The sequence below is a fragment of the Pseudomonas sp. TH06 genome (assembly GCF_016651305.1).
Classification (GTDB): Bacteria; Pseudomonadota; Gammaproteobacteria; order Pseudomonadales; family Pseudomonadaceae; genus Aquipseudomonas.
Map to the genome: position 1 here is coordinate 1,040,010 of NZ_JAEKEC010000001.1, position 13,604 is coordinate 1,053,613.

At 60.4% G+C, this 13,604-nt stretch carries 11 protein-coding genes; all 11 read right to left on the reverse strand.

The genetic code is table 11. The annotated features are described in order from the left end of the window. Window positions 1-47: 47 nt before the first annotated feature. A complete protein-coding gene (dtd, locus tag JFT86_RS04550; protein ID WP_201235913.1) occupies window positions 48-485 on the reverse strand; it encodes a D-aminoacyl-tRNA deacylase in 438 nt (145 codons plus the stop codon). After that, window positions 482-1,453: a prolyl aminopeptidase gene (gene pip, locus JFT86_RS04555; RefSeq protein ID WP_201235914.1), complete on the reverse strand. Its 972-nt coding sequence runs from the start codon at window positions 1,451-1,453 to the stop codon at window positions 482-484. Before pip ends, dtd begins: the two co-directional genes overlap by 4 nt. Before the next feature lie 257 nt (window positions 1,454-1,710). Further along, window positions 1,711-2,517 carry an N-formylglutamate deformylase gene (hutG, locus tag JFT86_RS04560; RefSeq protein WP_201235915.1) on the reverse strand — a complete coding sequence of 269 codons (807 nt, stop codon included), beginning with the start codon at window positions 2,515-2,517 and terminating at the stop codon, window positions 1,711-1,713. A 10-nt stretch (window positions 2,518-2,527) separates the two neighbouring features. After that, window positions 2,528-3,733: an imidazolonepropionase gene (hutI, locus tag JFT86_RS04565; RefSeq protein ID WP_201235916.1), complete on the reverse strand. Its 1,206-nt coding sequence runs from the start codon at window positions 3,731-3,733 to the stop codon at window positions 2,528-2,530. Window positions 3,734-3,835: 102 nt separating this feature from the next. Further along, window positions 3,836-5,368: a histidine ammonia-lyase gene (gene hutH / locus JFT86_RS04570; RefSeq protein WP_201235917.1), complete on the reverse strand. Its 1,533-nt coding sequence runs from the start codon at window positions 5,366-5,368 to the stop codon at window positions 3,836-3,838. A 116-nt stretch (window positions 5,369-5,484) separates the two neighbouring features. After that, complete coding sequence (gene hutH, locus JFT86_RS04575; protein WP_201235918.1) at window positions 5,485-7,008, reverse strand: histidine ammonia-lyase; 1,524 nt, start codon at window positions 7,006-7,008, stop codon at window positions 5,485-5,487. 178 nt (window positions 7,009-7,186) lie between these two features. Beyond that, complete coding sequence (locus JFT86_RS04580; protein ID WP_201235919.1) at window positions 7,187-8,017, reverse strand: glycine betaine/L-proline ABC transporter ATP-binding protein; 831 nt, start codon at window positions 8,015-8,017, stop codon at window positions 7,187-7,189. Next, window positions 8,014-8,865 carry a proline/glycine betaine ABC transporter permease gene (locus JFT86_RS04585; protein ID WP_201230003.1) on the reverse strand — a complete coding sequence of 284 codons (852 nt, stop codon included), beginning with the start codon at window positions 8,863-8,865 and terminating at the stop codon, window positions 8,014-8,016. Before JFT86_RS04585 ends, JFT86_RS04580 begins: the two co-directional genes overlap by 4 nt. An 83-nt stretch (window positions 8,866-8,948) precedes the next feature. Continuing rightward, window positions 8,949-9,917 (reverse strand): ABC transporter substrate-binding protein, encoded by a 969-nt coding sequence (locus JFT86_RS04590; protein WP_201235920.1) that lies wholly within the window; start codon window positions 9,915-9,917, stop codon window positions 8,949-8,951. A 70-nt stretch (window positions 9,918-9,987) separates the two neighbouring features. After that, window positions 9,988-11,460, reverse strand: coding sequence for a cytosine permease (locus tag JFT86_RS04595; RefSeq protein ID WP_201235921.1), 1,473 nt, complete (start codon window positions 11,458-11,460; stop codon window positions 9,988-9,990). Between the two features lie 149 nt (window positions 11,461-11,609). After that, window positions 11,610-13,292 (reverse strand): urocanate hydratase, encoded by a 1,683-nt coding sequence (gene hutU, locus JFT86_RS04600; protein ID WP_201235922.1) that lies wholly within the window; start codon window positions 13,290-13,292, stop codon window positions 11,610-11,612. Window positions 13,293-13,604 lie beyond the last annotated feature (312 nt).

The window sequence follows — 13,604 nt, forward strand, 5'->3', positions numbered from 1 at the left end:
CACCCTAAAAACAGTCGAAATTTCCTAAAAAGGTGTTTCAGGTGCTTTCAGGTCTGTAACAAAAAGGTAACCGGGCCATCGTTGACCAAATGCACCTGCATATCGGCGCCGAATCTACCTGATGCCACAGTGCCATGCACCTGTTTCGCTTTGCCTAATAGATAGTCGAACAATTCCTCGCCAAGGGCCGGTGGCGCCGCGGTGGAAAAGCTAGGGCGTAACCCGCTTTTGGTGTCGGCAGCCAGGGTGAACTGAGAGACCAGCAGCAACCCGCCGCCAACATCCGCCAGGGACAAGTTCATCTTGCCCTCGGCGTCGCTGAATACACGATAGTTAAGCAGCTTATGCAGAAGTTTGTCGGCGCTCGCGCGCGTGTCGTCGGGTTCGACCGCTACCAGCACCAGCAAACCCTGATCAACCGCGCCAACCACCTCGCCTGCCACTTCGACTCGCGCACCCTGCACGCGCTGTAAAAGCCCCTTCATGCTTCTTCGGGCGGCAGATCGAGCAAGCGCCGGGCCATTTTGCTCGCGGCGCGTACCAGTGCATCGGTGATGCCCGGTTCAGACGCGGCATGACCGGCATCGCGGATCACTTGCAGCTCGCTGTTCGGCCAGGCCTGGTGTAATTCCCAGGCATTGTCGAGCGGGCAGATCACGTCGTAACGACCGTGAATGATCACGCCCGGCAGATGGGCGATCTTGCCCATGTCGCGAATCAGTTGATTCGGCTCAAGGAACGCATTGTTGGTGAAGTAGTGGCATTCGATCCGCGCAATCGACAAGGCGCGTTGTGGCTCGGAGAAGCGATCGACCACCAGCGGATTCGGCCGCAGGGTCGCGGTGCGACCTTCCCAGGTCGACCAGGCTTTGGCCGCGTGCATCTGGGCGATCTGGTCGTTGCCGGTCAGGCGTTTATGGAAGGCGCTGAGCAGGTCGTTGCGCTCGTCCAGCGGGATCGGCGCAATGTAGTCCTGCCAGTAATCAGGGAACAGACGACTGGCGCCGGCCTGATAGAACCACTCGATTTCTTGCGGGCGGCAGAGAAAGATCCCCCGCAGGATCAGGCCATGTACGCGCTCAGGGTGGGTTTGCGCGTAGGCCAGCGCCAGGGTCGAACCCCACGAGCCGCCAAACAGCACCCATTTGTCGATGCCCAGGTGTTTGCGGATGCGCTCGAGGTCGGCGACCAGATCCCAGGTGGTGTTGTTTTCCAGGCTGGCGTGCGGCGTGGAGCGGCCACAGCCGCGCTGGTCGAAGGTGACAATGCGATACAGGTTCGGATCGAAATAGCGACGGCTCTGCGCGTCGCAACCGGCGCCGGGGCCGCCGTGGATGAATACGACCGGCAAGCCTTCTGGTGAACCGCTTTCGTCGACGTACAGTGTATGGGTGTCATCGACAGCCAGATCGTGCCGGGCGTGAGGTTTGATCTGCGGAAACAAAGTCTGCATTGCGCGCTCCGTAAGGGGTCGAGGTCATCCCTGAGGGGACTTCTATTATTCTGCCGTTGGGCATCATAAACCCGATTTACGTCAATGAGCATGCTCGCTCGCTGTCACCGCTTGTCAGACATGCACCACAGTCTGCTGCACACAAAAACTTGTAGGAGTGAGCCTGCTCGCGATGGCGTTGGTTCAGGCAATATTTCAGCGACTGACACACCGCTATCGCGAGCAGGCTCACTCCTACAAGGGTTGGGTGCCAGGCGCTATTTTTGCGCGTAGTGCTTTTGCCCCCAAGCCAGGTAGCCTTGCAGCAACTCCTTGAGGACCACCCGCGTCGGCTCGGCCAGATCAGGGCGATAGCGGAACGGTTCGAACTCTTCCATGTAGGTGCACTGGCCCAGTTCCAGCTGCACAGCGTGGATGTTCTCGGCCGGGTTGCCGTAATGGCGAGTGATGTGGCCGCCCTTGAAACGCCCGTTGAGCACATGGCTGTAATCGCCGTAACGCGCGCAGATCGCTTCCAGTTGCGTGGCCAGTTGTGGATCGCAGCTGGCGCCGTTGAAGGTGCCGAGGTTGAAGTCCGGCAGCTTGCCGTCGAACAGGTGCGGGATGATCGAGCGGATCGAATGCGCATCGAACAGCAATGCATAGCCGAATTCAGCTTTCAGCCGCGCCAGCTCTTCCTGCAAGGTGCGGTGATACGGCGTCCAGATTTGCTCCAGGTAAGTCGCGCGCTCTTCTTTCGAGGGCTCCAGCCCTTCCTTGAACAGCGGGATGCCATCGAACAACGTCGCCGGGTACAACCCGGTGGTGGCGCCGGCGTACAGCGGCTTGTCATCGGACGGTCGATTCAGGTCGATGACGAAGCGCGAATATTCGGCGGCCAGGGTGCTGGCGCCCAGTTCTTCAGCAAAATCGTAGAGCTGCGGAATATGCCAGTCGGTGTCCGGCAGGCTTTTTGCGTCTGCGATCAGTCCGGCCTCGACCACCGGGGTCAAACGCACACCGGCATGCGGCATGCTGATCAGCAACGGCACGCGACCTTGTTTGAAGCTCAGAACCTTATCCACAACCGCTCTCCTACAGACTTGATTCGACGCCGTGACGCACGACGCGTTTGTCCAGATCACCACCGAGCCAGTAAGCCAGATCCGCCGGGCGATCGATGTGCCAGGCAACAAAATCGGCAACCTTGCCGACTTCCAGCGAACCGTGGGTGGCGGCCATGCCCAGCGCTTGCGCGGCGTGAATCGTCGCGCCGGCCAGGGCTTCTTCCGGGGTCATGCGAAAACAGGTGCAGGCCATGTTCAGCATCAGGCGCAACGATAGCGCTGGCGAGGTGCCGGGGTTGAGGTCGCTGGCGATGGCGATCTTTACGTTGTGCTTGCGCAGGGCGTCCATCGGCGGCAACTGGGTTTCACGCAGGAAATAGAACGCGCCCGGCAGCAGCACCGCGACGGTATCGGATGCGGCCATGGCGATGGCGTCAGCCTCATCCATGAACTCCAGGTGATCGGCGGACAACGCGTGATAGCGCGCAGCGAGGCTGGAGCCGTGCAGCGACGACAGTTGTTCGGCGTGCAGTTTCACCGGCAGACCGAGTTTTTGTGCAGCGACAAACACACGTTCGACCTGCTCCGGCGAGAACGCCAGGTATTCGCAAAATGCATCCACCGCATCGACCAGACCTTCGGCGGCCAGTGCCGGCAGCATCTCGGTGCAGATCAGATCGATGTAATCGTCAGCGCGATCCTTGTATTCCGGTGGCAACGCGTGAGCGGCGAGACAGGTGCTGCGCACGCTGATCGGCAACTCTTTGGCCAAGCGCCGGATGACCCGGAGGATCTTGCGTTCGTTGGCCAGATCGAGGCCGTAGCCGGATTTCATTTCGACGGTGGTCACGCCGTCGCGCATCAGACTTTTCAGGCGTTTGGCGGCGCTGGTGAACAGCTCGTCTTCAGTCGCTTCGCGAGTGGCGCGCACGGTGCTGGCGATACCGCCACCCTGTGCGGCGATTTCGGCGTAGCTGACGCCTTGCAGGCGTTTTTCGAATTCACCGCTGCGGTTGCCGCCGAACACCGTATGGGTGTGGCAGTCGATCAAGCCGGGGGTGACCCATGCGCCTTGCAGATCATTGACGTCCGGGTATTCGCCGGACGGCAATTGATCACGCGGGCCGATCCACTCGATGAGCGCACCGGACGTCACAATGGCCGCATCCTCGATGATCGAGTAGACGCCTTGCGCCATGGTTGCGACGTGGCAGTGTTGCCAGAGGGTTTTCATCCCTTAGTCTCCACAGTATTCAAAATCGATTTCGCGAGCAGGCTCGCTCCCACATTTGGAATGCGTAACCCTGTGGGAGCGAGCCTGCTCGCGAAGAGTCCATCACAGGCTAGGCAAAAGTTTGGCCGGAACCAGTTCAGTCAGGCACCGCGACGCCAACAGCTCAGTCGCCGCATTGATGTCCGGCGCAAAGAAGCGGTCTTTCTCATAGAACGGCACTTCCTTACGCAAAATCGCCCGGGCCTGCTCGAGCTTCCCCGAAGTCTTCAGACCGTTGCGCAGGTCCAGACCCTGCACCGCCGCCAGCCATTCCACCGCGAGAATCCCGCGAGTGTTCTCAGCCATTTCCCACAGGCGCTTGCCAGCCGCCGGGGCCATGGATACGTGGTCTTCCTGGTTAGCTGAAGTCGGCAGGCTGTCGACCGAATGCGGATGGGACAGCGCCTTGTTTTCGCTGGCCAGTGCCGCTGCGGTTACCTGAGCAATCATGAAACCGGAGTTCACGCCGCCATTGGCCACCAGGAACGGCGGCAGTTGCGACATGTGCTTGTCCATCATCAGCGAGATACGGCGTTCGCTCAGCGAGCCGATTTCGGCAATCGCCAGGGCCATGTTGTCAGCCGCCATGGCCACCGGTTCGGCGTGGAAGTTGCCGCCGGAAATCACGTCGCCCTCAGCCGCGAATACCAATGGGTTATCCGACACGGCGTTGGCTTCGACCGCCAGCACTTCAGCGGCCTGACGGAACTGGGTCAGGCAGGCGCCCATGACTTGTGGCTGGCAACGTAGCGAGTACGGGTCCTGGACCTTTTCGCAGTTCTGGTGCGAGTCGGAGACTTCGCTGCGCTCGCCGAGCAGATCACGATAAGCGGCGGCGGCATCGATCTGACCTTTCTGGCCGCGAGCCGCGTGAATGCGTGCGTCGAACGGCGAGCGCGAACCGAGTACCGCCTCAACAGTAAGGCCACCCAGCGCAATTGCGCCGGCAAACAAATCTTCACCTTCAAACAGACCACGCAGCGCAAACGCCGTGGAAACCTGCGTGCCGTTCAGCAGCGCCAGACCTTCTTTGGCCGCCAGGGTCAGCGGCGTCAGGCCGGCGACTTTCAGCGCTTCAGTGGCTTCCATCCACTCGCCCTTGTAGCGCGCCTTGCCCTCGCCCAGCAGCACCAGCGACATGTGCGCCAGCGGCGCCAGATCGCCGGAAGCACCCACCGAGCCCTTCAATGGAATGTGCGGGTAAACCTCGGCATTGATCAGCGCGATCAGCGCATCGATCACCACGCGGCGGATACCGGAGAAACCACGGCTGAGGCTGTTGACCTTGAGCACCATGATCAGGCGTACCAGCTCATCGCTGATCGGCTGGCCGACGCCGGCGGCGTGGGACAGCACCAGCGAGCGCTGCAGGTTTTCCAGGTCTTCGCTGGCGATGCGGGTCGAGGCCAGCAGGCCAAAACCGGTGTTGATGCCGTAGGCGGTGCGGTTCTCGGCGAGGATCTGCTCGACGCAGGCCACACTGGCTTCGATTTGCGCCGAGGCGCTGTTGTCGAGGCTCAGTTTGACCGGATTCTGGAAGACGTCACGCAGTTGGGCCAGGCTCAGTTGGCCGGGAATCAGGTTCAGCGCAGTCATTAAAATGCTCCTTTTGAACATTGTTATTAACTACCAGTCGCTCCGGAGCATTCCGTTATCCGTCGTATCTCATCTTGTGGACGATCCACGCCTTGGCACGCTGGTATGGGTAGTTGTCAGTGCAAATTCGGTAACACGTTGTGCGGCAGATTCGGGTCTTTCAACACGCTCGCAGCGGCGGCGATGTCCGGCGCCAGCCAACGATCCTGATCGTAGGCCGGGACCTTTTCACGCAGCAGTCGCCACGCCACATCAGTGCCGGCGCCGAAGCGTTGTTCCTTGAGGAATTCAAACGCCTGCGCCGCCAGCAGATATTCGATGGCGAGGATCTGCGTGCAGTTTTCCAGTGCACGGTGCAGCTTGAGCGCGGCGTTGGTGCCCATGCTCAAATGGTCTTCCTGCAGGCCTGAAGTGATGTAGTTGTCGAGCACCGCTGGTTGCGCCAATTGGCGGTTTTCCGCACACAGCGACGCGGCGACGTATTGCACGATCATCATCCCGGAGTTCACGCCCGGATTGGCCACCAGAAACGCCGGCAGACCGCTGACGTGCGGGTTGACCAGACGATCGAGACGACGCTCGGCAATCGAGCCGATTTCGGCCATGGCGATGGCCAGCAGATCCGCTGCCATCGCCACCGATTGCCCGTGTGGATTGGCTTGCGACATCACCCGGAAATTCTCCGGCGTGCCGAGTAACAGCGGGTTATCGGTGCAACCGTTGAGTTCGGCTTCGACCTGTTTGATCGCATGATCCAGTTGATCGCGTGCGGCGCCATGCACCTGCGGGATCGAGCGAATGCTCAGCGCGTCCTGCGTACGAATGCCTCTGCTCGACGCAATCACTTCACTGCCATCGAGCAACGCACGCAGGTTGATGCCGACGTGCTGCATGCCCGGATGTGGCTTGAGCGCGATGATCTCGGCATCGAACGCGTCGATCTGCCCGCGTTGCGCTTCGAAGCTCATGGCACCGATGACGTCGGCCCACTGCACCAGACGCGTCGCGTCGGCAATCGCCAGACAGCTGAGGCCGGTCATGCACGGCGTGCCGTTGACCAGGCACAAACCATCCTTCGCACCGAGTTGCACCGGTTGCAGGCCTTCTTCGGCCAGCGCTTGTTGCGCAGAAGTGATTTGCCCGCGATAGCTGACATTACCGACGCCCAGCAGCGTGATGCCGATGTGCGCCATGTGCGTCAGGTAACCCACCGAACCTTGCGACGGCACTTGCGGGGTGATGCCGCGATTGAGCAGCGCCAGCAGACCTTCGACCACCCGGCGATGAATCCCGGATTTGCCGTGGCTGTAGTTGTGAATGGCGGCGCAGATGATTGCGCGGGTCTGCTCGTCGGCGAGTACCGGGCCGACGCCACAGGCGTGGCTGAGCAGGGTATTACGCGAGAGCTGGCTGAGCTGTTCGTCCTTGAGCGAGACGTTGGACAGGCCGCCCAGACCGGTGTTGACGCCATAGGCGCGCTCACCGCTTTCGACGATGCGCTGGACGATGGCCTGGGCGTTTTCGATGCGCGCCCAGGTCTCGTTCGACAGTTCCAGTTGCGCGCCATGACGGGCGACGGCAACCACGTCCTGCCAACGCAGGGGGCTGCCGGTGATGACGATTTTTTCAGCCTGGGACATCTAAAACCTCATACCAATTCTGTTGATGCACCCTGTGGCGAGGGGATTTATCCCCGATGGGCTGCGCAGCAGCCCCAAAACCTGCAGCCAGGATGTTTCAGGTGCACCGCATGCAATGTTTGGGGGCGGCTTCGCCACCCATCGGGGATAAATCCCCTCGCCACAAAGGCAATCCATTTCAAACCACCGCCGCCCGCCGCTGCACGAACCGGTCGACGTACTCATCCGCCGGTGAATGCAGGATCTCCCGCGGCGTGCCGACCTGAATCAGACGGCCATCCTTGAGGATCGCGATGCGATTGCCGATACGCACGGCCTCGTCGAGGTCGTGGGTGATGAAGACGATGGTCTTGTGCAGAGTTTTTTGCAGCTCCAGCAACTGATCCTGCATTTCCGCGCGGATCAGCGGATCCAGCGCACTGAACGCCTCGTCCATCAGGATGATGTCGGTGTCCGCCGCCAAGGCCCGGGCCAGGCCGACACGCTGGCGCATGCCGCCGGAGAGCTGGTGCGGGTATTTGTTTTCGTAGCCCTTGAGGCCCACGGTGTTGATCCAGTGCAGCGCGCGTTCCGAGCACATTTGCTTGCTCTCGCCGCGCACCTTCAAGCCGTAGGCGACGTTGTCGAGGACGGTCTTGTGCGGCAGCAGGCCGAAGCTCTGGAACACCATGCTGATCTTGTGCCGGCGAAATTCGCGCAGGGCTTCCATGTCGTATTGCAGGATGTCTACGCCATCGACGAGGATCGCGCCGCTGGTCGGGTCGATCAGGCGATTGAAGTGGCGCACCAGCGTCGATTTGCCCGAGCCGGACAGGCCCATGATCACGAAGATTTCGCCGGTGCCAATGCTCAGCGACAGGTCGTTAACGCCGACCACACAACCGGTTTCGTTCAGCACCTGATCCTTGGTCTTGCCCTGACCGACCATGGCCAACGCATCCTTGGCGCGGTTGCCGAAAATCTTGAAGACGTTTTTGACTTCGATCTTGCTCACGGTTGCGTTGTTCATTTGCTCACCTCATGCCGTGGCCGACCGTACGCCTGAGTAATGCGGTCGATGACCACTGCGAGAATCACGATCGCCAGACCGGCCTCAAGACCGCGCCCGACGTTGAGGGTCTGAATCCCCACCAACACATCTTCACCCAGACCACGGGCGCCGATCATCGAGGCGATCACCACCATCGACAGGGCCATCATGGTCGTCTGGTTGATCCCGGCCATGATGCTTGGCAGGGCCAGCGGCAGTTGCACGCCGAACAGTTGCTGCCAGCGGTTGGCACCGAAGGCGTTGATCGCTTCCATGACCTCGCCGTCAACCTGGCGAATACCCAGATCGGTCAGTCGAATCAGCGGTGGAGCGGCGTAAATGACGGTGGCGAAAATCGCCGGCACCTTGCCCAGGCCGAACAACATCAGCACCGGGATCAGGTACACGAAACTCGGCATGGTCTGCATGATGTCGAGCAGCGGCATCAGCACCGAACGCAGGCGATTGCTGCGCGCCGAAAGAATCCCCAGCGGGATGCCGATCAGCACCGAAATGATTGTCGCGACCATCATCAGCGCCAGCGTCTGCATGAGCTTGTCCCACAGGCCGACAGCGCCAACGAGGAACAGCAAACCGACGATGACTGCCGTGGTCAGCACTTTGCGCGTGGCATGCCAGGCGATGACACCGACGATCGCCAGCATCAACCACCACGGCGCCGCGCGCAGCAGGCCTTCAAGGTTGACGATGGCCCACAGCAGGGTGTCGGAGATATGGCGGAACACATCACCGTAGTTGGTGACCAGCGAATCGACCCAACCGTTGACCCAGTCGGCGATGGAAAAGGTAAAGCTTTCGGGAAACATAAGCGGCTCTCAATCAGAAATCTCAATCAAGCGTTTACGGCATATCTCCCGGCCAGCCTCGCGGTTAGCCGGGAGGTATCGACCTACAGCGCCGCGTCGATTTTCTTGGCTGCGTCGTCACTGACCCACGCATGCCAGACCTCAGGATGTTCCTTGAGGAAGATTTTCGCCAGTTTTGGCGACTCGATACGTTCCTTCGCCATGCGGCCCAGGTTCTGGTTCAGCAGGTCGATCGGCAGGTTGACCTTTTCCAGCACGGCCACCAGCTCTGGCGCTTGTTCGTGGAAGGTTTTCGACAGACCGACCTTGATGCTTACACTCTTGTCGACGCCCGGTTTTTCTTCGAGCTTGACCAGATCGACCTGGCCCATCAGCGGGGTTGGCGACCAGTAGTAGAACAGGATCGGTTCACCACGTTTGTAGCTCGACAGCACCGCAGCATCCAGTGCCGGGCCGGTGCCCGGACGGAAGTTGGTGTAGCTGTTTTCCAGACCGTAGCTCTTGAGCATTTCGCTGTTGTCCAGCTCACAAGTCCAGCCGGCCGGGCAGTTGTAGAAACGGCCCTTGGATGGCTCTTCGGCGTCCTTGAACACAGCGGAGTATTTGCCCAGGTCAGCGATGTTTTTCAGGTCAGGGGCTTTCGGCTCAAGCTTGCGCTTGGCGTCGCCTTCGATCACGTAGCGCGGCACGTACCAGCCTTCCACCGCGCCAACCACTGGCGCGCCGACACCGACAACCTTGCCGGCCTTCTCGGCCTTGTTCCAGACCTCGCTGCGGCCGACCCACTCTTCGGCGAACACTTGAATATCGTTACTGCTCAGGGCGTTTTCCATGGTGATGGAGTTGCCTGGCAGGCTGTCGGTCTTGCAGTCGTAACCTTTTTCCAGCACCACTTGCAGCACGTCGGTCAGCAGCATGCCGCTTTCCCAGTTCAGCCCGGCGAATTTCACCGGTTTGCCCGATTCGCACCAGCCGGCGGCCTGAGTGGCGCCGGCACTGGCGAGCAGGCCCATGGAAAGCAATGTGGTCAGCAGGGTCTTGTTCGATTTCATTGTCGTGACGCTCCTAATCATGAATTGGGCTTACGGCAGTCAAGAGGCATCCAGCCCTGTCCACGTCCAATCAGGCCTGCGCCGCTACGCGACTGGCCCCGCTTTTTTCAGGTTGTGCATGGCTGTTCTGCTCGACCGGCAGAATCAGTTGATCAGGTACCGTGCTGTGCCATTTTTTCGCGCACACGTAATACACGGCGGCGGGCAACACCAGACCGATGATCCAGGAGATATCCACATCACCCAGCGCTGCCACCAGCGGACCGGTGTAGAACTTGGTGGAGATAAACGGCAGCTGCACCAGCACGCCGAACACATAGACGCTGATCCCGAGGATGTTCCAGCGGCCGTAGCGACCGTTCGGATCGGCCAGCGCCGGCACGTCGTAGCGCTCGCGGGTGATGCAGTAGTAGTCCACCAGGTTGATCGCACTCCACGGTGTGAAGAAGGCGAGCAGGAACAGGATGAAAGACTTGAACGCACCAAGGAACGAGTGCTGACCGAGCAAGGCAATCAGGGTTGCTGCGCCAACGATCACCAGCACGAACACCAGACGTTGCATGCGCGTAACGGTCAGGTGACCACGGAAGCCGCTGATGATGGTCGCGATGCACATGAAGCTGCCGTAGGAATTCAGCGTGGAGATGGTCACCTTGCCGAACGCGATGCTGAAGTACAGCAGCGCAGCGGTGGCACCGGCGCCGCCCAGACCGACGATGTAAGCAACCTCATGACCGGCGAACTGGCCGTTGGAGGACGCTGCGGCGAACACGCCGAGGATCATCGCCACTTGTGCGCCAACCACAGAGCCGGCACCGGCGGCGAAGAAGGTTTTTACCGCCGAGGTCTTGCTCGGCAGGTAACGGGAATAGTCAGCCACGTAAGGGCCGAAAGCGATCTGCCACGACGCGGCAAGCGATACCGCGAGCAGGAAACTGCTCCAGCTGAAGTGACGGATCTGCAGGAGTGCGCCCACATCAACCTGACTGATCAGCCGGCTGAACAGATAAACGAAGGCGATCACACCAACGACACTGGCGACACGTCCGATCCAGTGGATCACCCGATAACCGAGTACCGTGACCACCACGATGACACTGGCGAACAGCAGGATACCCACGGTGTCGCTGACGCCAAACAACTGGCCCAGCGCCTGACCGGAAAGCACCGTACCGGTGGCGGTGAAGCCGAGGTACATCAGGCACACCAGCACGATCGGGATGGCCGCGCCATACACGCCAAACTGCACGCGGCTGGAAATCATCTGCGGCAGCCCGAGCTTCGGCCCTTGAGCCGCATGCAGCGCCATCACCCCGCCGCCGAGCAGTTGACCGATCAACAGACCGATCAACGACCAGAACACATCACCGCCCAGCACCACGGCCAGGGCCCCGGTGACAATCGCGGTGATTTGCAGGTTGGCACCCATCCACAGGGTGAACTGGCTAAACAGACGACCGTGTCTTTCCGCTTCCGGGATGTAGTCGATCGAACGCCTTTCGATCAACGGTTTGTTGCCTGCACGATCGGTGTTAACAGCCATGATTCAACCTCTGTGGATTGTTCCGGGTTTTGTTCTTGTTTTGGCTTTTGTAGGAGTGAGCCTGCTCGCGATTGCGGTGTGTCAGTCAGCACATTTGCTGAATGTGCCGGCCTTATCGCGAGCAGGCTCACTCCTACAGGGTTTTGCGTTTATTGACCGGTAATCATCGGCAGGTTCAGGCCCTGCTCCTTGGCGCAGTCGATGGCGATCTGGTAACCGGCATCGGCATGACGCATGACGCCGGTGGCCGGGTCGTTGTGCAGCACGCGCGCAATGCGCTCGGCCGCTTCGTCAGTACCGTCGCAGACAATCACCATGCCCGAGTGCTGCGAGAAGCCCATGCCGACGCCGCCGCCGTGGTGCAGGGAAACCCAGGTCGCGCCGCTCGCGGTGTTGAGCAAAGCGTTGAGCAGCGGCCAGTCGGACACTGCGTCGGAACCGTCCTGCATCGATTCGGTTTCACGGTTCGGGCTGGCGACCGAGCCGGAGTCGAGGTGGTCGCGACCGATCACGATGGGCGCCGACAGTTCGCCGCTACGGACCATTTCGTTGAACGCCAGACCGAGCTTGGCGCGCAGACCCAGGCCAACCCAGCAGATACGCGCCGGCAGACCCTGGAAGCTGATGCGCTCGCGGGCCATGTCCAGCCAGTTGTGCAGGTGCGCGTCGTCCGGGATCAGTTCTTTGACCTTGGCGTCGGTTTTGTAGATGTCTTGCGGATCACCCGACAGCGCCGCCCAGCGGAACGGGCCGATGCCACGGCAGAACAGCGGACGAATGTAGGCCGGTACGAAGCCAGGGAAATCGAACGCGTTTTCGACGCCTTCTTCCTGCGCCATCTGACGGATGTTGTTGCCGTAGTCGAAGGTCGGAATGCCCTGCTTCTGGAATTCCAGCATGGCTTTGACGTGCACGGCCATCGACTGCTTGGCGGCTTTGATCACAGCGGCCGGCTCGGTCTTGGCGCGGGCACGGTATTCGTCCCAGGTCCAGCCGGCTGGCAGGTAACCGTTCAATGGATCGTGGGCGCTGGTCTGGTCGGTGACCATGTCCGGGCGCACGCCGCGCTTGACCAGTTCCGGCAGGATTTCTGCCGCGTTACCCAGCAGCGCGATGGAGATCGCTTTGCCTTCTTTGGTGTATTTGTCGATGCGCGCCAGGGCGTCGTCGAGGTCTTTGGCTTGCTCGTCGACGTAACGGCTTTTCAGGCGGAAATCGATGCTGACCTGCTGGCACTCGATGTTCAGCGAGCAAGCACCGGCCAGGGTTGCAGCCAGAGGTTGTGCGCCACCCATGCCACCAAGACCGGCGGTCAACACCCACTTGCCGGTGAGGTTGTCGTTGTAGTGCTGGCGACCGGCTTCAACGAAGGTTTCGTAAGTGCCCTGAACGATGCCCTGGCTGCCGATGTAGATCCAGCTGCCCGCAGTCATCTGGCCGTACATGGCCAGGCCTTTGGCGTCGAGTTCGTTGAAGTGTTCCCAGCTCGCCCAGTGTGGAACCAGGTTGGAGTTGGCGATCAGTACGCGCGGGGCATTGCTGTGAGTCTTGAACACGCCGATCGGCTTGCCGGATTGCACCAGCAGGGTCTCGTCGTCGTTCAGGTTGGTCAGGCTCTCGACGATCTTGTCGTAGCATTCCCAGTTACGTGCCGCACGACCGATGCCACCGTAGACCACCAGTTCTTTAGGGTTCTCGGCGACTTCCGGGTCGAGGTTGTTCATCAGCATCCGCAGCGGCGCTTCGGTCAGCCAGCTCTTGGCGGTCAGCTTGTTGCCGCGGGCAGCGCGGATCTCGACGTTGCGGTATTTAGTAGGCTTATTGTCAGTCACGAAAAAGACTCCTCAGCGATCAATTCAAACCAACCCTGGCAGTGGGCAAGCAGCCTGTGCGCTTCAATGCGCGACAAGCGAATCAGTGGACGCTGCGGACTTATACGCATACGTCTTTACTTGTACATACAAGCATATGCAATCAAGCGGCCAACTTGTTGGAGGGGCGTTCAAGAAAAATCGCGGACAGGGCTGGAGAGCGCCTGAAACAAGGGTTCTGGCGTTAATGAAATTTTTCGTGAGGGATTTTGCGAAAGGCTGATGGTTGTTACGAGAATGGGTTTTTGCGCCACGCTGGGGCGTTCGGTAACA

Excerpts from the sequence above, each read along its gene's own strand:
- dtd (WP_201235913.1), bottom strand. The coding sequence starts at position 485 with ATGAAGGGGCTTTTACAGCGCGTGCAGGGTGCGCGAGTCGAAGTGGCA.
- pip (WP_201235914.1), bottom strand. The coding sequence starts at position 1,453 with ATGCAGACTTTGTTTCCGCAGATCAAACCTCACGCCCGGCACGATCTG.
- hutI (WP_201235916.1), bottom strand. The coding sequence starts at position 3,733 with ATGAAAACCCTCTGGCAACACTGCCACGTCGCAACCATGGCGCAAGGC.
- hutH (WP_201235917.1), bottom strand. The coding sequence starts at position 5,368 with ATGACTGCGCTGAACCTGATTCCCGGCCAACTGAGCCTGGCCCAACTG.
- hutH (WP_201235918.1), bottom strand. The coding sequence starts at position 7,008 with ATGTCCCAGGCTGAAAAAATCGTCATCACCGGCAGCCCCCTGCGTTGG.
- JFT86_RS04580 (WP_201235919.1), bottom strand. The coding sequence starts at position 8,017 with ATGAACAACGCAACCGTGAGCAAGATCGAAGTCAAAAACGTCTTCAAG.
- JFT86_RS04585 (WP_201230003.1), bottom strand. The coding sequence starts at position 8,865 with ATGTTTCCCGAAAGCTTTACCTTTTCCATCGCCGACTGGGTCAACGGT.
- JFT86_RS04590 (WP_201235920.1), bottom strand. The coding sequence starts at position 9,917 with ATGAAATCGAACAAGACCCTGCTGACCACATTGCTTTCCATGGGCCTG.
- JFT86_RS04595 (WP_201235921.1), bottom strand. The coding sequence starts at position 11,460 with ATGGCTGTTAACACCGATCGTGCAGGCAACAAACCGTTGATCGAAAGG.